At 32.7% G+C, this 21991-nt stretch carries 24 protein-coding genes and 1 pseudogene; 14 read left to right on the top strand and 11 right to left on the bottom strand.

Features of this window, described 5'->3' with window-relative positions:
- Positions 1-5 precede the first annotated feature (5 nt).
- Genes D1869_RS06815 through D1869_RS06800 form a run of 4 tightly spaced genes read right to left on the bottom strand, consistent with a single transcriptional unit; the run spans position 6 to position 2415 of the window.
- Positions 6-827: a hypothetical protein gene (locus D1869_RS06815; RefSeq protein ID WP_156014475.1), complete on the bottom strand. Its 822-nt coding sequence runs from the start codon at positions 825-827 to the stop codon at positions 6-8.
- A complete protein-coding gene (locus D1869_RS06810) occupies positions 824-1321 on the bottom strand; it encodes a hypothetical protein (RefSeq protein WP_156014474.1) in 498 nt (165 codons plus the stop codon). The genes D1869_RS06815 and D1869_RS06810 overlap by 4 nt, the downstream gene beginning before the upstream one ends.
- Positions 1318-1848, bottom strand: a complete 531-nt coding sequence (locus D1869_RS06805) for an archaellin/type IV pilin N-terminal domain-containing protein (RefSeq protein ID WP_156014473.1) — start codon at positions 1846-1848, stop codon at positions 1318-1320. Before D1869_RS06805 ends, D1869_RS06810 begins: the two co-directional genes overlap by 4 nt.
- A gap of 15 nt (positions 1849-1863) precedes the next feature.
- Entirely contained in the window at positions 1864-2415 is a 552-nt protein-coding gene (locus D1869_RS06800) for an archaellin/type IV pilin N-terminal domain-containing protein (RefSeq protein ID WP_156014472.1), read from the bottom strand.
- Positions 2416-3146: 731 nt separating this feature from the next.
- Between D1869_RS06800 and D1869_RS06795 the strand changes: the two genes are divergently transcribed.
- The 3 genes from D1869_RS06795 to D1869_RS15460 all read left to right on the top strand — a co-directional run bounded on the left by D1869_RS06795 (position 3147) and on the right by D1869_RS15460 (position 5453).
- Complete coding sequence (locus D1869_RS06795) at positions 3147-3596, top strand: helix-turn-helix domain-containing protein (RefSeq protein ID WP_156014471.1); 450 nt, start codon at positions 3147-3149, stop codon at positions 3594-3596.
- A gap of 359 nt (positions 3597-3955) precedes the next feature.
- Entirely contained in the window at positions 3956-4561 is a 606-nt protein-coding gene (locus D1869_RS06790; protein WP_156014470.1) for a hypothetical protein, read from the top strand.
- A 721-nt stretch (positions 4562-5282) separates the two neighbouring features.
- On the top strand, positions 5283-5453 hold the full coding sequence (locus D1869_RS15460; protein ID WP_231113773.1) for a PaREP1 family protein: 171 nt from the start codon (positions 5283-5285) through the stop codon (positions 5451-5453).
- Positions 5454-5568: 115 nt separating this feature from the next.
- Here the strand turns inward: D1869_RS15460 and D1869_RS06780 are convergent, their stop codons facing one another.
- Positions 5569-5883 (bottom strand): 4Fe-4S dicluster domain-containing protein, encoded by a 315-nt coding sequence (locus D1869_RS06780; protein ID WP_156014469.1) that lies wholly within the window; start codon positions 5881-5883, stop codon positions 5569-5571.
- Between the two features lie 155 nt (positions 5884-6038).
- Here D1869_RS06780 and D1869_RS06775 point away from each other — a divergent pair, with 155 nt between their 5' ends.
- Positions 6039-6509 (top strand): hypothetical protein, encoded by a 471-nt coding sequence (locus D1869_RS06775; RefSeq protein WP_184650933.1) that lies wholly within the window; start codon positions 6039-6041, stop codon positions 6507-6509.
- Between the two features lie 22 nt (positions 6510-6531).
- The gene (locus D1869_RS06770) at positions 6532-6972 is read left to right on the top strand and encodes a hemerythrin domain-containing protein (protein WP_156014468.1); all 441 of its coding nucleotides are present in this window, start codon (positions 6532-6534) and stop codon (positions 6970-6972) included.
- A 78-nt stretch (positions 6973-7050) separates the two neighbouring features.
- Here the strand turns inward: D1869_RS06770 and D1869_RS06765 are convergent, their stop codons facing one another.
- Positions 7051-7503, bottom strand: a complete 453-nt coding sequence (locus tag D1869_RS06765) for a hypothetical protein (protein ID WP_156014467.1) — start codon at positions 7501-7503, stop codon at positions 7051-7053.
- A gap of 266 nt (positions 7504-7769) precedes the next feature.
- Here D1869_RS06765 and D1869_RS06760 point away from each other — a divergent pair, with 266 nt between their 5' ends.
- From D1869_RS06760 to D1869_RS06745, 4 genes and pseudogenes are all read left to right on the top strand, one after another.
- Positions 7770-8078 carry a Rieske (2Fe-2S) protein gene (locus D1869_RS06760; protein ID WP_156014466.1) on the top strand — a complete coding sequence of 103 codons (309 nt, stop codon included), beginning with the start codon at positions 7770-7772 and terminating at the stop codon, positions 8076-8078.
- A gap of 378 nt (positions 8079-8456) precedes the next feature.
- On the top strand, positions 8457-9803 hold the full coding sequence (locus D1869_RS06755) for an MFS transporter (protein ID WP_156014465.1): 1347 nt from the start codon (positions 8457-8459) through the stop codon (positions 9801-9803).
- A gap of 130 nt (positions 9804-9933) precedes the next feature.
- Positions 9934-10289: pseudogene (locus D1869_RS06750) on the top strand (aspartyl protease family protein).
- Positions 10290-10690: 401 nt separating this feature from the next.
- Complete coding sequence (locus D1869_RS06745; protein ID WP_156014464.1) at positions 10691-11218, top strand: PaREP1 family protein; 528 nt, start codon at positions 10691-10693, stop codon at positions 11216-11218.
- Positions 11219-11461: 243 nt separating this feature from the next.
- On the opposite strand, the gene D1869_RS06740 is transcribed toward D1869_RS06745, so the two are convergent.
- Entirely contained in the window at positions 11462-11944 is a 483-nt protein-coding gene (locus tag D1869_RS06740; protein ID WP_156014463.1) for a hypothetical protein, read from the bottom strand.
- A gap of 150 nt (positions 11945-12094) precedes the next feature.
- Positions 12095-15130 (bottom strand): S41 family peptidase, encoded by a 3036-nt coding sequence (locus tag D1869_RS06735; RefSeq protein ID WP_156014462.1) that lies wholly within the window; start codon positions 15128-15130, stop codon positions 12095-12097.
- A 269-nt stretch (positions 15131-15399) separates the two neighbouring features.
- On the opposite strand from D1869_RS06735, the gene D1869_RS06730 reads away from it, so the two are divergent.
- The 3 genes from D1869_RS06730 (at position 15400) to D1869_RS06720 (ending at position 17753) form a co-directional block, all read left to right on the top strand.
- Complete coding sequence (locus tag D1869_RS06730) at positions 15400-15780, top strand: PaREP1 family protein (RefSeq protein WP_156014461.1); 381 nt, start codon at positions 15400-15402, stop codon at positions 15778-15780.
- Positions 15767-16093 carry a PaREP1 family protein gene (locus D1869_RS06725; RefSeq protein ID WP_156015929.1) on the top strand — a complete coding sequence of 109 codons (327 nt, stop codon included), beginning with the start codon at positions 15767-15769 and terminating at the stop codon, positions 16091-16093. The genes D1869_RS06730 and D1869_RS06725 overlap by 14 nt, the downstream gene beginning before the upstream one ends.
- Before the next feature lie 229 nt (positions 16094-16322).
- The gene (locus D1869_RS06720; protein WP_156014460.1) at positions 16323-17753 is read left to right on the top strand and encodes a sugar porter family MFS transporter; all 1431 of its coding nucleotides are present in this window, start codon (positions 16323-16325) and stop codon (positions 17751-17753) included.
- A 27-nt stretch (positions 17754-17780) separates the two neighbouring features.
- On the opposite strand, the gene D1869_RS06715 is transcribed toward D1869_RS06720, so the two are convergent.
- Positions 17781-18545: a zinc ribbon domain-containing protein gene (locus tag D1869_RS06715; RefSeq protein ID WP_184650934.1), complete on the bottom strand. Its 765-nt coding sequence runs from the start codon at positions 18543-18545 to the stop codon at positions 17781-17783.
- Between the two features lie 83 nt (positions 18546-18628).
- Here D1869_RS06715 and D1869_RS06710 point away from each other — a divergent pair, with 83 nt between their 5' ends.
- Positions 18629-19129: a hypothetical protein gene (locus D1869_RS06710; RefSeq protein ID WP_010978908.1), complete on the top strand. Its 501-nt coding sequence runs from the start codon at positions 18629-18631 to the stop codon at positions 19127-19129.
- A gap of 4 nt (positions 19130-19133) precedes the next feature.
- Positions 19134-20492: an ATP-binding protein gene (locus tag D1869_RS06705; protein WP_156014458.1), complete on the top strand. Its 1359-nt coding sequence runs from the start codon at positions 19134-19136 to the stop codon at positions 20490-20492.
- Here the strand turns inward: D1869_RS06705 and D1869_RS06700 are convergent.
- Together D1869_RS06700 and D1869_RS06695 are read right to left on the bottom strand one after the other, a co-directional pair.
- Complete coding sequence (locus D1869_RS06700) at positions 20478-20897, bottom strand: PaREP1 family protein (RefSeq protein ID WP_156014457.1); 420 nt, start codon at positions 20895-20897, stop codon at positions 20478-20480. The genes D1869_RS06705 and D1869_RS06700 overlap by 15 nt on opposite strands.
- On the bottom strand, positions 20897-21973 hold the full coding sequence (locus tag D1869_RS06695; protein ID WP_156014456.1) for an acyl-CoA dehydrogenase family protein: 1077 nt from the start codon (positions 21971-21973) through the stop codon (positions 20897-20899). Before D1869_RS06695 ends, D1869_RS06700 begins: the two co-directional genes overlap by 1 nt.
- Positions 21974-21991 lie beyond the last annotated feature (18 nt).

Genomic DNA, 21991 nt, shown 5'->3' with positions numbered 1-21991 from the left:
GGAATTCACCCTCCTAAAGGATAAAACGTATATCCTACGTTCCCGAAGTTTGTAAAGACTATAAAATATAAATTACCGAAAGGATAGACTGGATTATTTGGTAATAACTCCCAGTCAGTAGGTACATAGTTAGTTGAAGTCAAATATGGTTGGGCTCCATAATATGGGTAGTAAAATGTGTACTGACTATAGTGGTAGAAGGCATAATAGTAGGTACCTTGATATAATAACTTTACATTGTTAATATTTATAGGGACTAAAATAAATGCTTTTATCTCTACCTCATAATACTGTTGCGGAACGTATAAGCTGAGAATATAAGGACTAAGTTGAGTAGAAGTTAAAGTTAGAGTGTAAGTATAACTAGGTGCGGTAGTAGATCCTATATGTACAATTAATAGTTGGCTTAACTCCGGTGGGGCAACCGAGACATAATTGGGGGGTTGTCCATTCTGGGTAGTTCCAATAAGTGAACCACTCATAGGATTCCCTGCAGAAATTATGAGATCATTAATTGTCTGGGTAATTTGTGAAGGGTTCCTTACCGTAACTATAATTACTGGATCTGAGTATTCGGTTATCGTAACTACAAAGTAGTACGGTCCACTAGTGCATTGACCAGCATAAATTACGTTGCTGTATAAATACTCTATTTGTGAATTAACATTAAGTTTAGCATTATTATGATTATAAATATTAATCTGAGATTGAGAAATCTGAGCACCTATTATTTGGAACTCGCCTAAATAAGCAAGGATCAAGGCTAAAGAGGCCAGAAGTATAATCAAAAAGATAACAATACCTATTACCGTTCCAAGTCCTCTCATTGTACCACCCCCGGAGATAGAACAAATTCCTCAGAATAACCATTAGTAAAGACTAGTGTTATGAAATAAGCATTCAAATTTGTAGGTACATTACTAATAACTATGGCATATTCTTTCCCTGGTTGAATTTCTCCAGTTGGACAATAAATGAACTTAGGCTGGCCACTTAAACTAGTCGGCGGCTCTACTAAATAAACGTATGTGGTGTTCGGTTGCAAGGCATCGTTTACCATTGCATAAGCGACTTGAACTGGAGAAGAACCGTAATTTACGATAAAGAGTATTATTCCTTGATACGGTGGATAGAAAGACAACTGTGGATAGGGATTAACAATTAAGTAAAGAGGTTGAAGTAGAGGGAGTGCTGAAGTTACATGAGGTTTTTGAAATGTTAAAAAATAACCTCCATTAAAGGCAAAAAATGCAGCTAATAGAACAAGAGTTATTACGAGTGAAAGTAAAGCAGCTACTACCTCAGATAAGCCCTTCTTCATGAACTCACCACCTGTGCAGAAGTCTGAATTTGGATAACAGAGGAACCTAATTGGCCCTGAATCGTGACTATTGTATAGTTCCCTTGATTTACCCAGTCAGAATATTGATTTACTTGAAAGTTTGACACGAAAGTATAGAGTAACTGGGTATATGCTTGCCTAACTGTCATGGGAAGTGTAGTCTGATATTTACTTAGCTGAGAATACGGTACAATAGCAGTGTAAAAAGTATTCCCAGATATGTTCATCGTAATTCCGTTGCTAGTAAGTAAAACATGTTGAACCATAAAGGGTGTGTAAGCGTCATCAGAAATATACAACTCTAACATAATAACACCTGGGTTTTGTACGGTCTGATAATTCATCAAAATGACTACTGCCCTAACTGAAATATCAGGAGATGAGGAAAGTATGTGAATGTAATTTAAACCATAATGATAGAGGAAAGCCCAAGCTAAAAAAACAATTAAAATTAAAAGGAGGGAGCCCACGATATTACTGAGCCCCCTCCTCTTTTGGATTACCATTACCTTACACCTTTTTCAGTCTTGTACTACTACACTGATCTGTTGACTTAATGTTTGTGCTGTTACGTTATCAACTCCCGATACCAGGAATACTATAGTTTGTCCAGTAGATAGTGATGGGACTGTAGCACTTGTTACTATTCCAGAGAATGTTATTGATTGGCCCGGTTCAATTAGATAGCCGTTTGATAATTGTTTATATGCTCCAGATATTGGAGTAATATAGCTTTTAGTTCCAGATGCACTATAAAGTGCGTAAGAATTCCCATTAGCTTCTAAATTTATAGTCTGTATGATGATAGGGTCATTTCCACTATTAGTAACAGTTAAAGTAACGCTTGCTCCTTGTGTAGTATATTCTCCGCCAGGTATTATAACGGAAGCATCACTTATTGATATTCCCGCATTGTGACTATTTGCTGAAAACAGTCCAAATACGAAGTGACCTATTAACAGTGCTGCTACTATTGTTAATACTATTAAGAGTAGTGATCCAACTATATTAGATAGACCTCTTTTTCCTTTTTTATTTGTATTTATGTTTTCTAATTTATTTATTTTTTTCATACTTCTTCAAGTTAATCTGATTTGATTTATCCTTTAAAAAATAACGATGAAACGTGTACTGAAACTACTGGTGGAAGTTGCTTTTTCAGAATTTCCACCAAAGTTTCTGAGAATAATTCTATTTGTATTTCATCTATTTGATACAAATTAATTCATGCCAATATACGAAATCTGAAAATAAATTCAAAAATTTATTTTGAAATTTCAAATTGTATTGGATTTAATTGGACCTACTATCATACAGGGCTGAGTTAGTATCATGCTTGGCGTCTAAATAATATGTATTAGATTAGCTATTTAACTACTCCATCATATTTTAGAGGGCAATATATTCTTCTTTAAGATCCTATATGAATTTAGAATACCTTTGTTCTTAAGTTATGATAGAGAATAGGAGATAGAATGGGAAATTTACATAGACTACAATAATAATTAAGTATTACAATCTTTTATTGGATAAGAAATATCCTGACTATTCTAGTTCTACAAAGTTTGAAAGCCGAAAGAATCTAATTGAGTACTTATACTTTGTTAGAATATTAAATGTGTTATTATTTTTAAGAAATTAACAAGAGAATTCTATGTAATAAACACGAACTCTTGCTTTTTAAAGCTAGTAAGTGTTCAAGTAGCTCAATGAGTATTTCGTCTCTACTATATAAGATTATTAACATTAACTATACTTACTAAGAGTAGAAATATTTATATAGTAAATTTACGTTGAAAAGTATATGGTTATTGAAACTTATAATTTGATTGACATTTCATTTATCTTTTCATTTTTAAATTCAAGAGTGAGTTTACCGGAATTTATCCTTTACTCTGATTTTACCTATATCGAATTAGCAGTTTCTCCCTTATTAGCAGTTTCTCTATTATTAATTATAATAAGGTACAGAAGAAACAAGATTGAGATATCATATGATAAGATAGATAAAAGAGATATAATGGTTCTAGAGGCCATCAAAAGAGGTTATAAGACATTGACTGAAATTTCATCATTCACCGGATTACCAAAATCCACTACATACAGAAGGCTTAAAAAACTGACGGATTTGGGCTACTTAGTCTGTAATAGAGAGTATGGAAAGGTTTATTATGAAATAAATAGACCCTCTAGAAGAAAAATAATTAAAACGAAAGATATTGAGTTAAATGAAGAAGAACGTAATGAGAAATAATTACTATAGGCATCTTCTTGTTATAAATTATTAGGTATATCTTGAGTATTGTTAATAGCATGTGTTTTAAGGCTCTAAACACATACTCTTCTTAGCCTTCTTCTACACAAAGTGATGTGGTTAGGTTTAACGCTTAAGCTTTAAATTTAAAAGAGATATAAATAAAGAAGAATGAAGCTACTCAATTCTAATTTTCATATAAGTAATGCGATCTCCCGCTTAATATGAATACTATACAGAGAGAAATATTAATGAGCACATAAAAATACTATATTTAGCTTATCATTATTCTAGTGGAAAACTGTGGAAAAAGATGTTTCACGTGATCTTTATTAATTCCTTTTACATTAATCTCTGATATGAGAGGCTTAGGTACAGTTGTTGGAATTGTGATATTTTTACTGATATTAATGGCAGCTATTGGTATAATCTTAATATATTTAGGATCTTTTCAAAATGTTGGTTTACAATTATTGCAAGCTCAATTGTCAATTTATGACCATAATAATGAGAATTTAGTTATTACTGCTATAGCATATTATTATAACGTTTCTCATAGTGACTGTGGAGTTGGAATTGGAGCATATCATGGAAAAGCTTACGGTATATACAAGTATAATTTGAGCAATATTACAATAACAATAAGTAATGTAGGAAATGTTCCAAGCACGTTAACATATATCATAATATCTAACGGTTCAGGCGACCAACTATTCATTTATTATGTAGGGAAGACTTTAGCACCAGGACAGTCAATTAATGTTGTCATTTATCCCTACCAACTCTATTCTCCATATTGGCCAGATTGGCAAAAAGCACCAATTTCTGAGTACATTCCTTACCAAATAGTTAATATAAGTTGTCATAACCAGCAATTTACAACCCCATATTATCAAATCCCAGTAACCGCATTAACTCAGTTTGGTAACGCCTTTGCAACATTCCTAAACTACTTTATACCTTAAACTACGCAGAGTATTCATCAATATGACAAGTATAGCTACGCAAGTGATAAATGCAGTAACTTAAATTCAATAACCAGACAATCCCTATAATTATTGTGCAATATCAAGTAAGAAATACTATAATTTTTTCTTTAAATGAGCATAATGTTTATTATTCATTAATGAACATTTTCAGATTAATATCTAATTCTATTAATTATTACTGAAACATTAATTTTCCTATTAAATCAAACGTCAAATTGAAAATAGTTTAACGTTGATTTAAATAATGGTTGAAGTGATCTATAATTAGGAAATCTAAGATTCTTCGTCATAATATGAAGTACGATAGTTCTGGAGTATATGAAAACTTCTCATGCATTAAGTAAAAATCTTCACTATTTAAGCTAGTATTAATTGGGGGAGCTATTACTTTTCAACGATGTAAATGCTGATAGTTCTTTATGTATGAAAAGTAATTTTGTTCAAATTACTCTGTGATTATTTTCTTTTTAATACTCTATTAAGTAGGAAAAAGCTAAAACAATTTCATAGCTTAAATGGATAAATTTTTCACGCATTAATCATGATTAATATTTATTAATTAACTAGTTATTGGTTGTTACCATAAGTACTGAAACAAAGATTTAAGGTTTAAACGAAGAGATCTTATGCAGAGCCATAGTTACCTAAATTCATCAAAGAGCCAGAGAAGTATTCTAGGTTAAGGTTACTTGAATCCTTGCAAGAGCTCTATTTAAGTGTTGAGATGCTTAAGGCTGGTTATAGTAGGAATTCTGCGAGTAAGCTCTTTCTTTCATGGAAGGCACTTTTAAGCTCAATCGTTGTTACGAACTTTAACAAAATTGTGGAAAAGAAGAAGAAGGAGGGGAAGGAAGATGAGGTTAAATGATATTTAAGGATAGGATATTCTACATCTACTGCTGGATTAGTAGGAATTTCTAGAGATCTTGAAGACTTTGAGTTTAAGGGATTAGTTACTTTAACAACTGCAATGTTAGAGAATTTCATGGTGGTTTTACATCAATTGCAGCTACTGGGCATACGTTAACACATGCCATGCAGAATATACAAGATTTTTCATTAATGGGGTCTGCTTTCTTTTCTGAAGCTGGATGACTTGGTGTATCAAACCATTGAAATACATTTACTGGGCATGCATTTATGCATGAACCGTCTGCAATGCATAAATCGAAATCTACTCCCACTATTGTGCCATGAATCCCCAACTTTCCAGGAGGTCCTATTGGTCCGTAAATTTTATGTCCTTCATGCTCTCCTACTACTTGCCTATTTTGCCTATAGTTTGGATCTATACCCATTTTCCTTCACTAAATCTAGGAATAATGTATATGCTTAAAACGTATAGCCCTTACGATTTATGCTAAATAACACTAGTTGTTTAACTTGTAAATGATTAACATCTTAGGCTATTTGTTTTTTAAAATCTTTGACGATCTATTTATTGTGATTTGAGATGGTAACTCTCCAAGAACAAATCCAAGTTTTAATTCCTCAATATCAAATCCCTTCATGGGTTAAAGAAAAAGATAAGAGAGTAATTAGCAAAACCCTAGAAATTCCTATAGGTGGTACTACTTTTTACTTTGATGTACCAGAAAATCCATTAGTTTATGTTAGTGAGACTAGAGGAGTTATTTATATAAATGGTTCCTCTTATTGGGACTCAGAGTTAACAATGTTTAAGGATCTAAGAGATGAATTTGTATACGAGGTACTTGAGTTAGCAAAAACCATTGGAAAGGATATAAGTAATGTTAAGATCGATGATGTATTATTAGAAACTGATAATAAGAAACATGTGGAGAAAAGGAAGTTCTGTATTAAAATAGATAATATTGAAGCCGGATTCTATTATAACTTGTACTTACCAGATGGTATAAGGAATGGGATAATAGAAATTATACCGTATTATAAACAAGCATAAGATTTAAGTTAAGGATTTGGCTATGCTCTCTTTAGTTTTAACTTTAGATCATAGGAGATTAGAAGAGCTTGTTGAGGAGTTTAGGAATTCCCCAGATTTATCAACATATGAGGAAATAAGACGTGCCTTTATTAATCACATTTATTGGGAGGAAGAATTTCTTTTTCCTAAAGTAAATGATAGTTCTCTTTTAACTATCATTAAGTCTCTAGAGATTGAACATGGCAGTATGTGGCTTCTCTTAGATCAAACTAAAGAGTATTTAGATAATGGTAACACTGAAGAAGCTAAAGAAAAGATGAACGAATTTATGAGAGTACTTCTTGAGCATGATGGTGCAGAGGAAGGCAGTGTGTATCAACAATTAGATACTCTGTCAGATGAGGATCAGGCTAATCTTATACTTGAGGAGATAAAGTTAGCTAACCCGCCGAAAGAATGGAAATGCAAAGCAATAAGATGAAATCTAATAGATCATTATCTCAAGATATTATTACAAATCTGAAAAATTCTAATAAAAATATATATTATTATAAAAAAGTTAAAAGTTATAGAATCCAAATTTTTCAAAATAGTTCAATAATTCAAGGACATCTTTATCGTTTCTTTCGGTAGCCTTTGTTCTCCATTCAATTAATCTCTGTTTTATTAGTTCTAAATCACCTTGTCTATCAGTCTTGTATCCTAATCTATCAAATAAATACCACAGACCTATAAGTCTTCTCTGATTAGGTAGTGTTACATATTCATCTAGGATAACTTTTATACTAGTATTTCCCTTCTTAAATACTGCATCCCTCATACTTTCTGTGAACTGATCAAGATAATCTACGATCTTTCTTACTTCGTCATCATTCATTGCTATTCCGTATTTTTCAGCCACTAAGTGGCATAATGAAAAAAGCTTTTGTATATGATTCTGTAACTCTTCAATTTCCTTATTACTTGCACCTTGTATATCAAGCTTTATTTCGCCATAATCAAGGAGTGGCATATTTATTTATTTAAATATCAAGTTAATAAATTTTACTTAATTAATATATTCGTTTCATGATATTTCTTTGCACTAATAACTATTTATGTTAACACAATATAACGTTATCGAGATCATGTAATGTATCAAGTAATTTTAGCCTTTCTAAAAACATGTAAAACAAAAGAATATATAGCAGTATTACCATAAATTCTTCAGTTAGTACTATCTGTTATTTCTCTAAGCTAAAAATTAACTATTTATGCTTCTTCTTAAGATTACTTATCATGCTAACTTTTACTCAAATAAACGGTTACCCCGTAATGGTTTATAATAAAGATGGAACTAACTACTATTGGTTAGCTGGTTGTCCTCATAAGAAAAGACCTTTAAATGATGCAAAAGTTTATGATGATAAAATCGAATGTCCCTTTCATCACGCAGTTTTTAGTTTAATTTCTGGAGAATTATTAACTCCTCCAAAGTCTAAAACACCTTGTATAAATTGCAAACTCATAAGGATTATAGTTACTAGTGACAAGATAAGTTTTGAAGGTGAGCCTTTTATTCCACAATTACCAGATAAAAAGTCTTAGAAGACAGTTTCCTCATTTTCTTTTATGTCTTTAACGTAATATAGTACTTAATCTTGATATATAGATAATCATTCATAAGGACTTTTAACATTAGAATTAATCACCCAAACCTAAGCTTTTTAAAATACCTCTTACTTTGTTGGTGGTATTTATCTAAACTATCGTTTAAAACTTATTTCAATTTAACGTTTGATATAGTTGAAAATTTTAAGAAAATCATAATAAAGAGATATTCTGACTAATTTTAAAGCCTCCAAAATGGTTTTATTTTAATTTAATATGTTAAAATTTGAAAATTCTTATTAATAAAAGAAAGTTCGATTTTAAAACTTATCTGGTCAATAATTTTTAAATAGTCAAAACAAATTACCTTTCTTCATGACCATTGCTGGAAGGATTGAAAGATTGCCCTGGACTTCTTTTCATACTAAGTTATTAGCACTCCTAAGCTTAGGAGAATTTTTTGAACTTTACGATCTATTTGTTGGAGGATTTGTAGTACAACCAATATCTTCTTTTTATAAAATTCCCTCAGCTGAAGCAATTTATTATACCATAGCAATCTTCTTTTTAGGTGCATTTGTCGGTGCTATAATATTTACTTATATAGGAGATGTTATGGGAAGACGAACAGCACTAATACTTAACATGTTCATAGCCTCGGTAGGACTCTTATTGACTCCATTTTCTCCAAATATATACTTATTAGGTTTGCTAAGGTTTATAACTGGATTAGGTGTTGGGCCAGAAGCATTGATAGTTTTAGATGTTATGATAACGGAGTTTTTCCCTTCTAGGATTAGAGGTAGGGCATTGGCTATTGGTTACACCGCTTCTTGGACGGCACCAATAGTTGTGGCTATTTTAGCTTATCTATTGATTCCTCATTCTTATATCCTTCAAGGCTGGCAGTGGTTGTATATAATAGGAGGATTGGGAATACTTACGATTATACCTTTTAGGTTCTTAATTCCAGAATCTCCAAGATGGCTGGAGACTAAAGGGAGAATAGATGAGGCTGAGAAAATAGTAAATATGATGGAAGAAGTAGCAATAAGAGAAAAGGGGCACTTAAGTGAGCCTTTACAAGTAGAGGTAGTTACTTCACAAAAAGTAAAAATATCAGAGTTATTTTCACCACTATATAGGAAGAGGACAATAATGTTATGGATATTTGAGTTTTTGCAAACTGGAGTATATTACGGATTTGCCTCTTTGGCTCCTTCAGTTCTCTATGCTAAAGGTTTTAGCTTAGTTCATACCTTAGAGTACTCAATGCTAATTTACACTTCTTACTTTATCAGCTCTCTTGCATCTATTTTCATAATTGATAGTCAGAAATTTGATAGGAAATGGCAAGTAAGTATTGTAATGTTACTCATGGGTATTGTTGGTTTAGCATTTGGATTTTCAACTACCGCATTAGAAGTTGTAACTACAGGATTCTTATTTGGATTTCTGTCTAACATATTTTCAAATGCTTTCCATCAATACGGGGCGGAATTATACCCAACTAGAATAAGGTCCTTTGCTGACGGTGTTCAGTATTCTCTTAGCAGACTTGGAAACTATATTTGGCTTTCTATATTACCTTTATTACTCTACTCTAAAGGCCCGGCATTTATGTACGCTGTAGTATTTGTAATGGCATTGATAGTAACATTAGATGTTGGAATATTAGGACCAAAGGCGTCTCAAATAGAGCTTGAACAACTCTCTAAATAAGTCACGTATTTTTTCTCAAGATATAGAAGAGTACATTCTTAGTGTTTTAAAAATAAGAATTATGCCGTTAATAAAGGTGAGAATATTAGTTTAACTCTAAATACTTAAGGCTTTGCTTTAACTTTTACTTATGGGACTAATTTACATTGACGGTATAGTAAAGAATGAGAAAGGGGATAGTGAAAAAGTTAGGTTTCTTATCGATTCTAGTGCATCCTATACAGTGTTGAGAAAGGATATATGGGAGAAGTTAGGACTAAAAGAGATATCACGCGTAACTTTAGTACTTGCAGATGGGTCTACTATTGAGAGAGGACTTTCTGAAGTGATAATGAACTTCCACCTTATGGAGAGAGACATTCTCCAGTGATATTGGGAGAAAGTGAAGATGAAAACTTACTAGGAGTAGTTACACTAGAAATATTTGGTCTTGTACTAGATCCATTAAAGAGGGAGATAAGACAAGGGAGAATATTATTGAAGTGATATAGGGTGTACTAATCATTTTATTGTTATGTATGAAATATCATGTAATATGTTGGATTTATTTTCTTTGATGTCTATGTTACTTCTTCTAATGCTTTATTATGTTTTAGCTTATATTTTCACAGTTAACTTGCCCTTGTAAATATAGTGCCTTGTCAGAATCCTTAAAATTTTTAAAAATGTTGAACTGAGTAATTTCTGTTAAACGAAATTAAGTACTAATTTAAAAGTAAGTTCTACGTTACTTTTGATGAAAAATTAACCCATAAACTATCTTTATAAAGTATTAAAAAGTGTGTTATGTTAAGATGTAATTAGGCTGTTACGTTCATTATCTTTAATAATGAAATTATCATACTCTTGAACTAATGTATTTAAGGTACTAAGGATAATTGGTAAATATGGAGGAGAAATTAGCTTCGCCGAAAATTGATAGAAAGGCTTATGTTAGGGCTAGAATTATAGAGACGCTTGATGATTTAGATGTTGCTATAAATATGTGGTTAGCCGGGAGAAGTAGAAATGCGGCTGGAAAGGTGTTTAGTGCAGTTAAGGCTCTATTATCAGCATTAGTTACTAAAAATCTAGATAAACTGGCTGCTGATAACGAATGGTATGTTAAGAAGGGTTATAATGCACCAACGCATTCATTAAAGAGTATTTCAATTGATTTGGTAAAATTAGGCTATTCTGAAGTAGGGAGCATAACGAATGTAGCTTTACTTCTTCATGATTATCAGTATAACGGTTTTGATCCAGATTTCTCAAAATATAAGAATAAGGACGAGGTATTATATGATCTAGTAATTGTAATTAAGATTATTTTGGATAACATTAAGAAGTGGTTTGAAGACGAATGGGATAATCAATTGGACATATTATACAATATAGTCCTAGCTGATTTCTTGAAAATAAAGAAGGAAAAATAATCGGTTAAATTGTTTTACATAAAAAAGTAGGTTCATTTTAATAAGAATTAGATAGATACCTAAGACCTAATTGGTGTATAGAATGACATATGTTAGTTACTTAGAAGAAAATTTATCATAGACCGATTTTAAGTAATTTCTATGTTTAGTTAGTTTACTAAATCCTGGCAAGTATTGCTTATTAAGAGTTGCTTTTGTAATATTCCATTCTTTATGCTGACCACATAATATAAAGATAATACCTTAACTTTTTCTTCTTCCCATTATTACCCCGATTATTGCCAAAATTATTCCTATTATTGCTAAAAAGCCTCCTGGCAATACTAATGCTGATAGTAGAGATGGTGTTGCTTGCCCAAGTTGATATTCTACTGTTATTGGTACTGTGTAATTATTATAAAGGGTTATTGTTCCAGTTTGTGGCGTTGTTAGTACCATTTCGTATACTATTTCGTTGTTTTGTGATAGCCGAGTGAATGTAGTTGGAACTGTGACAGATATTGGTTTTGATGAGTTTAATGCAAGCATTACTATTGCTGGTGTTTTAGTTACTGAATAAGATATGTTATAGGAAGAGCTAGGGTTCAATGTTATTGCTTGTGCATTTTTTAATTCTATTACACTTGCTAAGGCTCCTGTAACGGTAAATGTAGAATATAATCCTATTCCAGCTATTATTATTCCTATTACTAATACTATTATCCCGACTTTGGTTAATGTGTGCATTTTTATATTTAAAAGATATGTATAGCATAGTAAAAAATTTTTTCATAATATAGTTGTATAGGTTAGCGGCTATATAATAGTGAAAATCATTGGGATATCATATCCAGAAATTAGTTTCATGATAAAATTAGTTTTTATACTATAAATTTTCTAGCTTTTTTCTTCAAGTTGTTTTAATGCTAGCTCAATTGCAGTATCAAGTTGCGGATCCCTTCCATTAGCATAATCTTCTGGTTTAATATCAACTTCAATATCCGGATCTACACCATAGTTCTCTATTTTTAATCCTATGTCGTGAAAATGTACTGCAAACTCTGGTTGAGATACTGCAGAGTTATCAGCCAATCTATCTCTTACGTTAATTCCTATAACTCCACCCCAAGTCCTTCTTCCTATCAATATTCCCAACTTGTACTTTTTGAATAAATAGGAGAATATATCGCCGTCAGAGCCTGCATATTGATTAGTTATTGCTACGATAACTCCAGGAGAAGAGAAGAAAGGATGCGGTAGTTCTTTTCCGTTTCTCCTCACTACATAGCCCATTCTTTTGAGAAGGAGCTTCTCCAAAATTAAACCGGAGATGAACCCGCCTCTGTTAAACCTAACGTCTACTATTAATCCTTCTCTATGGAATTCGGAGAGGAAGAGTCTATAGAACTCTGCGAAACCTTGATACATCATATCAGGGATATGAACATATCCTAACTTTCCCTTACTTTTCTCATGAACATATTGTCTATTCTTCTCAACCCAATATCTATAAACTAAGAACTTCTCATCTTTTAATAATTTCACAGTAACGCGTTTAGTCTTTCCATCCTTCGTAATAACATCTAGTACGACTTGATCCTTATTAATTAGGTAGGAGAGAATATTATATTTCACTTCTTCACCGTCAACAGCCTTTATGCAATCTCCAACGTTAAGCTGAACTCCTGGATCTCTAAGAGGACTTCTCTCATTTTCATTTGTTGGGTCACCTACGTAAATCTTAGCAATCTTATAGCATTTATTTTCTTTATCATATTCAAAATCGGCTCCTAATCCGCCTATTGGTAAAGGTTCTGCAGTATCATAGTCGTATGGCATCTCATAAGAATGAGAGGTTTTTGTCTCACCTTGCATTTCCTGTATTAAGTCTGAGAGTTCGTAACGAGTGCTTATCCTATCAATTAACTTCTCATACTTTAAAAGTAGTGATTCCCAGTCCTTAAGTCCATCTGGCTTCCAATAGTTTTGTTGCATAAGCTTCCACGCTTCTCTGAACATTTGTTTCCACTCTCTTTCTGGATCAACATATACTTTAATTCTTGAGAGATCAACTATTCCTCCTTTCTTGCCTGTGGCGTTTAGATCTGGTTTAGTGTTTACGTCCAAGAGTCTTATGGAGTCTTTAAATAGTATCAGAATTTTCCCTTTATCTATGGTTAATGAAAAACTCTTTACATTATCTGCATATAGTTCTTTAGTTTTGCTATCAAGGTCAAAAACTTCTAGTTTGCCTAATGTTTCGCCAGGATACCTATATCCTTTAATAGGAAGTGAAAAGAGAAATATTTTATTGTTCTTTGCTCCTTCAATCCTAATATAATAATCCTCATCAACAGGGAAGGGAATTACTCTGTCTTCAATACCCTCGATCTCGACTTTTTTATCACTTGTAGTTTCTTCTAAAGATTGATTAAACGGTGAATAAATATTAGAGAGGACTACTAGGTAAGGCTTTATGACTCTTTGGAAACTCATATTAAATATCACCTTATCGTTAGTTGGGTCTAGATGTCTTGCTGATAAGAAATACAGGTATCTTCCGTCAGGATCGAAAGAGGGAGAAAAATCATAACCGTAAGGGCTCGTTATTCTTATTACTTTTCCAGAGATATGAGCTAACTTAATAGACTGAGTACTATAACTTTCTGGAAAAGTATAGGCAAACCATTCACTGTCAGGATACCAGTCCATCTGAGATATTACATCGTATTCGCTCTTGTCAATTAGTCTTAGGTTTGTAGTATCAACCTCGTAAAGCCAGAGTTCTAGTCTATTGTTTGAAATAAGTATCTTCTTTCCGTCTGGGGATACTTTGATTCTTTCAATTCTTCCAAGGTCTACATTTAATTTCTTAATTGAACCATCTTTGCTGAGAAAAGTGAGTTTGCCATCATTTGTATCTAAAACTACTGTATCACCATTAGGGAGTAACTGTATTTGTTTATATCTCACTCCTTGTTTTTCTCCAAGTTGTACTGCCGGACCATCCCAGTGTCTCATTAAAAACACTTTCCCTCTGCTTATTAAACTAAGGTACTTATCGTTTGCGATAGCTTCAGTAGTGTAATCTAGGGCTTCAACGAACTTTCCTTGCTTTTTCTTTCTGTCTGTAGGGAGGTCAATATCAAGGAGTTTTAATTCTTGTTTTTCTGGGTCATATAAATAGATATCCCCACCGTTTTGAAACACGATCCTTTTTCCATCACTGCTTGCATTTCTGCAATAATATTCAGTAAAGTTTGTATGTTTTGTTAAATCCTTGCCCTCCAGATTAACGGAGTAAAGGTTTGAAACTCCTTCATGATCTGAAAGGAAGTAGACTCTGTCCTTAATTATCATAGGCCAGCTTACTATTCCGTCCAGACTGAGGAATTTATTAAACGTGTTTCCTTTATCGTAAGATATCAAAAACTCACCTTTAGTTCCACCCTTATAACCCTTCCAGAATGGTAAGTCCTGATAGCCTCTGGCTATAACTATAATGTCCCCAGAAATTGCAATGTTAGAAATAGGGCCGAAGGGTATCTTTTCCATTGTTCCGTCATTTATGTTTATTTTATATGCCTCACTCCATTGTGGGAAGGGCGTATGGAAATCAGTTAAGACGAGTATTTCGTCATCTGACAACCAGCCTAAAACTCTAGTATTCATACTGCCGAAAAATGTAATTCTTTTAGTTTCACCGTTTCCCGTTATAAATATGTCTCCACCACCTTTACCTTTCCTTAACCAAATAATAGTGTATGCGATTTTCTTTCCATCCGGGCTTATTTTTGGTCTTATTGCGACTCCTTGTCCGCTAGTTACCCTTATTGGTTTCATATCCTCTAATGTCATTAACCAAACGTCGTCATCTGAAGTAAAGGCTACTAGATTTTCCCTTATGTCAGGATGTAAATAATAGCCTTTCATACAACTAATGAATTGCGAAACATAAAAAGTGTTTCCTTTTTGTGGTAGTCATTTTACAAAACAAGCAATGTAAAGTGAACTCATAAAAAAATTATAGTAATGCTATTTACCACTATATTAGAGAATTCATGAAAACTCAATGGAGTATTTTACATTGCTCTATATCTCTATTAACTAATATAGTAACCTTAGGGTTATTATCACAAAATAAACTCTTTTCGAAGGGTATATGGTAATTTATTTATTCGAGGTAGGACTAATATATATTAATGCAGATTTTGAAAACTTCTGCTGATGTCTATTTGGAGGAGGCTGATGAGTTGCTTTTTAAGGGTGATGTTGTTCAAGCTTGTGAGAAGTATTATAAGGCTGCTGAAGAGGCAATAAAAATCCTCTCTAGTATTATTCTTGAAAAAAACATAATTGACGAGGTTTTAAATAAAAATTGGAATACTGAAATAATCAATAAGGCAGTCTTTGAGTTATCATTAATACTTGGTAAATGGATAGTTGAAAGTTGGGGATCAGCTGTAGCGCTGGTAACGGTAAGTCTTGATCCTCAACAAGTAAAGAAATATAGGGAAAATATAGTTAAATTAGTTCAAGTTGCTAACGAAAGATTCAATAGAAAGATTATTGAAAGAGGCTGATGAGTTGCTTTTTAAGGGTGATGTTGTTCAAGCTTGTGAGAAGTATTATAAGGCTGCTGAAGAGGCAATAAAAATCCTCTCCTATAAAAATTCTACAAAAACTATTCTTAAAGTAAATCAAATAGGTCACTGGAACTCAAAGCTTTATTTCGATTCTATTGATGAACTTGAAAAAATTTATCCCGATATAAGAACGTTATGGATTTCAGCTTGGATATTGCATGTTGAGGGATTTCATGAAGGAAGATTAACTAAGGAAAATGTTCTAATTCTAAAAAATGATATTGAAAGACTAGTCAGATTAATCCAATAGCATAGTGATTTTTGATTAATATTATATAAGGAATATATAAAATCAAATTTACGATAAAAATATTATTAAAGAAATAGATAATTTATAAACATATTTTTTATTTATTTCAATATAGTTAATTTTATACTTTATTTGGAATGTATAAGTAAAACAATATTATTTAAATGGAGTATCTACTCACTAATCAATTAGAGTAAAATTTAAAATATATAAATAAAAATATTTTCTAATGTCGTCTTATGAAGATTTGTTAAAAGTTTTAGATTCTAGAAAGGTAACCAGACTTTACTGGATTATAACTATTTTAGCGGCTATTGGTGGTTTTCTGTTTGGTTATGATACTGCAGTAATTGGTACTGCAGCGGAGTTTGCTCCTTATCACTATTCTGGTTTTCTGTTAGGTTATGAGATTGCTAGTGCTTCTCTAGGTGCTGCAATTGGTGCTATTATTGCTTATTTTTATACCGATAGATATGGTAGGAAATCTCTTCTGATTTTAGACGCTGGTATTTATACTGCTGCAGCTGTTCTTTCTGCTTTAACTATTAATGGTATTATGTTACTTGTAATGAGGACTGTTATAGGTATTGCTATTGGTGCTGATTCTGCTGTTGCTACTGCTTATATAACTGAATATGCTCCTAAAGATAAGAGAGGTTCCCTAGCGATTATGCAACAGTGGATGATAACTATTGGTATTTTAGGTTCTTATCTTGTGGGTTCTGCAATTCTTTATTTTCTACCATCACTAGCTTATGTTTTTGATTGGAGGCTAATTTTAGGCTTAGCAGCTGTTCCAGCTCTTATAGGTTTAATATTTAGGTTCATGATGCCAGAGTCCCCAAGGTGGTTAATTTATACTGGACAATTTGATAAGCTTAAGAGGGAATTAGCAAAGTTTGGTATAAGTGTTTCTGATGATATTTTAGAGAGAACTAGGAGGGAGATTCAAAGTGAGATGAACATTAAGTTAGATACTGCTGCTAAGAAAGCCTTGCTTCTTGTTGGTTTATGGTTAGTTTTCCAACAAATTACCGGGATTAATGTACCATTTTATTATGGTCCAATACTTCTTTCAAAACTTCATATTTTCTCTTCAACTACCAATCCGGTTTATAGTGCTATTGATGGTGTTCTTGAGTCTACTATTTTAGCGGTTATAAATGTTGCAGCTACATATATTGCTTTTAGGTATATTGATAAGATTGGAAGAAGGACTTTGGGTATTTCGGCATATATTGGTATGGCGATATTTGATTTGATAGGTGGTATTTCAACGCTATTCGGTTTTAATATTGGTTTGTTGATCTCCTTTGCTGGCTTTATAATTTTCTTTGCTTATGGTGTTGGTGGTACTGGCTGGTTGATTCAAGCTGAATATTTTGATACTAGAATTAGGGGTAGGATGGCAGCCATTGGTGCTTTAATTGATTGGTTAGCTAATTTTGCTTTAATTGAGATATTTCCAGTAATGTTATCTACTGTAGGATTAGGCGGTTCTATGTTTATATTCTTTATACTTGATTTAGTAGCGTTAGTGTTTGTTTACTTCTTTATACCAGAAACCAAGGGAATGTCCTTAGAGGATGTAGTTAAGATGTTTTCATCGGTACCCATTTCTAAAATTAAGAATGGGAGAGAGATTGTATTAAGTAAGTAATTTTTTATACAATTATTTTTATAAAAATCAAGTTATTTCCATATAGTTAATTAGTTTTTCTATTTGAATTGTTGTATAGTTTAATGGCTCTCCATGTAATGAGTAAACTTCTATGTATATAATATAAGGTCCGAACTCTGTTATTTCAGCTATTATATTTGTTGATTGCAATATAGTGAGTGGGTATGTATTGAGTGTAGTCTGCACTCCGTGGTATTTCTCTGTATAATTTAAGTAAAACGCCTTAGCTAATTTATTAGATGAGAAGTTTATGTAAAGTATTACTAGATTATAATCTGAGAAGCCAAAGAATTGATAATATGCTGTTATATTTTGTGATAGTGGAAAGTGCATTATGCTTGATATTTGCATTGCGTCTGAAGTATATTCTGGTCCTAATGTGACCCAGTTTCCGCCTAATATGTTATCTATTTCGTACGTTGTTAGTGGTTGTACGCCTATCACTTCATCATGAACTTTGATATTTGATAAGGGTATTAAGAGTATAAGTATTATGGCTATAGCTATTGCTGATATGATTATTAATTTCTTTTTTTCTTCTTTTCTGCTTTGTATTGTGGTTACTCTCCTAGTAGGTTGCTGGACTATGGTTTGCGTTGCAGGAATAAGCTGTCTGGTCTTTAGTGAATAACCACATTTTGCACAGAAGTTTGCTTCTGGTTTGTTAGGATAACTGCATCTTGGACAAATATTGTTTAAATATGTTCCACATTTTTTGCAGTAGTTCGCTATGTCAAGATTAGCAGTTCCGCATCTTGGACAAAATTTCATCCTCATTCATTAGCTTTTTCTCATTATAAATTTTTATTCATTAGGGGAAGGGTATTTAAGGAGTTTTAATTAAGTTTCTAGATATGATTTCTAAGGAGGATGTAATTTCGGTTATTAAAGAACTTTATGATGGTAAACCTGTTGCTTTTTCTAAGATAAAGAGGAAAATTAAGGCTGACCCAGAGGAAATAGAGAGAGTTTTGAATGAACTTGAGAGAGAGGGTTTAGTGAAGAAGTATGATGTTGGTGGAGGTAAGGCTTATGAGGTTTCAAGCATGGATAGCCTATCACTAATACTTTCTGAGATTAGGAAGTTGAAGGAGGAGATTAAGAGGCTTCAGGATATGATTATTGAAAGGCAAAAGCTTTCTGTTTCTTCTTTTGATGATGCTTATGATAGAGTTAAGGATAGTTTAGGTTATGCTAAGTTAAGTGATATTAGGCTTGAGTTGGGTTTGTCTAAGGAGGAGTTTTATTCTAAGTTTAGGTCTCATGTGGAAAGTAATTATGAGTTAATTGCAGGTGGTGATGAGGGATTTGTAAGGAAAGGTTCTGTCTACGGTATTATAAAGAAGAAGGGGTGATAGTATGATATGTGATGTTCCTAAAGTGGCTGTTACAACTTGGTCATCTAGGGGAGTTATTTTAGTTGGTCCTACCTATAGGCAGTATTTAAACAAGGCGTTAGATGCTGTAAAAAATAAGGAGGTCGCTTCAATTATTGGTCAACCGGGTATGGGTAAGACTACTATATTAAAGAAGGTTGAGGAGACAGTCTTTTCCTTCTCTACTACTCCTTTCTACTTAGATTTAGCTAGCAAGAGTGAGATTGAAGATGAGTTTTGGAGTAAGGTTAGTGGTGATAAGGTTAGGAGTGTTATTTATCCTTTACTAGAGAAAGATAAGAAGAAATATGGATACTCCTTTCTCAAGAAACTGTTTGGTGTTTCATTTAGGTCTCATCTTGATTCTCTATGTGGAAAGATGATTTCTGATGACGACAAACTTTTGCGTTTATACTGCTTAAAATATAATAGGGATTTTGATGGTATGTTAAAGTTTATTGAAGATTTTAAGTCATTTGATAACATAGCTCTTCTAATTGATGAGGTAAGGGAAACTCATATTACTAAGATTCACAGGTTGATAAATTCTGGTCTGAACGTTTCTATCCTTATCGCTATTCCTACTGATAGTTATAGTAGGATTACTGATTTAGCAATTAGAAGGAGATTGGATGAAAGTAGGATTTCTCTAGATTCCTTAACTTCTGAAGATATTAAGGAGATAGTTGAGGCATATTGTAAACCCTTGTCTGAAGAATTTTTCCCTATCGTCTTGTCTCTCTGGAAGGGAAGAGAGCTAAATACTGTTAGTAGTATTTTACAGTTTATTAGGAGTGAGGTTGAAAAGGCTAGTAAGGAGTGTGGTGATAATATTAATTGTTTAAAGGAGAGGATAAGGACTTCCTATAGTTTAAGTAATGTTGAGGAAGATTCAAAGAACTTAGAGAGATTAATTAGGGACTCTCTTTCCTCTCTATCAAAAGAGTTTAATATATCTTATGTTCACCCGAGGGGTAAGAGGATTGAGGTTAAGGGTAAGAGCTTTGTTGTTGGCTTGTTCTTCATACTAGATAATGAGGCCTATATTGGTTTAGTAAAACTGTATAATAATGAGGTTAAGGCTGAAGATGAGGATGTTAAGCTTTTGAGCTATGTCTCTACTGTAGAGCATGATAAGAAAGAGTACTCGGTTAAGTATCGCTTTGTAGTTACAAATTCTTCTTCGCTTGAAGTTCCTTCAGTTGTGAATAAGTTGGAGTTTAATACTATGGAAGTTGTAAGAGTGTTACAAGGTGATAATGAGATCTTAGAAGAAAAAGTAAGGGGATTCTTAAAATCTATTACTTCTCAACAAGGTAAAAGCGAGCTAGCCGTTACCTAACTCTTTCTGAATATTTTTTATTTTATCTAATTCTTTATCTGCTAGATGTTCTTTTATCCAATCGTAGTTAAGTAAAAATAGTAGTTCTCTTATGTCTTTTTCGTCTACGTTTTCATTTTTCCATTGATCAAAGAGTTTTAGGGCTTTTTGTGTCATTTGATAAATGCCACTATATTTCTCCTCTAGTTCTTTTGCAACTTTTAGCATTTCTTTTTTCGGTACTGCACATTTTGTATCTTTTCTATGTAAGTCATGTTTCATTGCTAGTGATTGTAACATTCTTCTTTCTGCCTTATAGGCTCTAAATGCCGATAGCCTTAAATCTCCTTTTTTGAGTCTTTCATAAGAAATTAAGAAGTCGTTTAAACTCATTCTTGCATATGTTTTTTCGTCTCGTATTGGCATTATGCTATCAGCAACCCTCCTAATACTTTCTTTGATAATTCTAATGTTTGGAAGTGTAACATTGTTGCCCTAACATCTCTATAATATTTTTCTATTTTTAATGCATTACTAAATCCGTGTCCTCCTGTTATTCTCAGTGCTTTATCGATAACTTCTAGTGCTGTTTCTGTGTTAAATATTCTTGCTTTTAATACTGCTGGGAGTGATGTGGACTGCTCTGCAGCCTGATAAACCATTTGTTTTAGTGCTTCAACTTTTGCTGCCATTTCTGCTAAGTATATTTGTACCCCTTCAAATGAAGCTAGAGTATTTTGTCCGAGTTTTCTGTTTTTCACATGATTCAAGGCTTCTTCAAACGCTCCTTCTGCTAAACCATAAGCTATTGCTGATACTCCTAACATTCCTATTCTTCCTAATACTCCTAAGAATTTTACTGCATCATCAATTATCATATAATCCTTTGGTACTTCTGCATTTTCAATTATCAATTCTCCCCAAGATATTCCTTTCATTCCTAATGACGTGAATTTTTGTCCGCTCTTTACTTGGTTTTTCTCAAGTAAGAATACCCCGGGTTTTTGTTGCCCTTGTATTTTTGAGATCAGTAAGTATAAGTCCAGTTCTCCAGCACCAGTTATGAATGTTTTTGAACCGTTTATTACGTATTTATCTCCCTTTAATTCTGCTGTAGTATTTAATACTGCGTTTATTGCTCCTCCTACACTTTCCGTTCCAGCAGCTCCGATTAGTAATTTTCCTTCAATTAAGTCTTTCATGTATTTGTCTTTAACTTGCTGGTTTGCAAATACATGTAATGCTATTGTTGAAGCTACGTGTGTTGCATATAGCCACGCTGTTGATGGCGAGGCTTTTGCTATGGTTTTTACTACATCTACGAATGTTTTTGCTGGTAATTCTAAACCGTAAGGTTTCGGTATTAATATTCCCATGAATCCTTGTTGCGCTAATAATTCAAGGTTTTTTCTTGGGAATATTCCTTGTTCTTCACTTGTAGAGTCTAGCTGTTTTGAGAGTTCATTTGCTGATTGGATAATAAGCTCTGCTTCTTCGGACATATCTTCAGTTGAGTATTT

Source organism: Sulfurisphaera ohwakuensis (genome assembly GCF_009729055.1).
GTDB classification, from domain to species: Archaea; Thermoproteota; Thermoprotei_A; order Sulfolobales; family Sulfolobaceae; genus Sulfurisphaera; species Sulfurisphaera ohwakuensis.
Note: the sequence above shows the minus strand (reverse complement) of the source record. Positions and strands in the feature narration are given on the sequence as shown.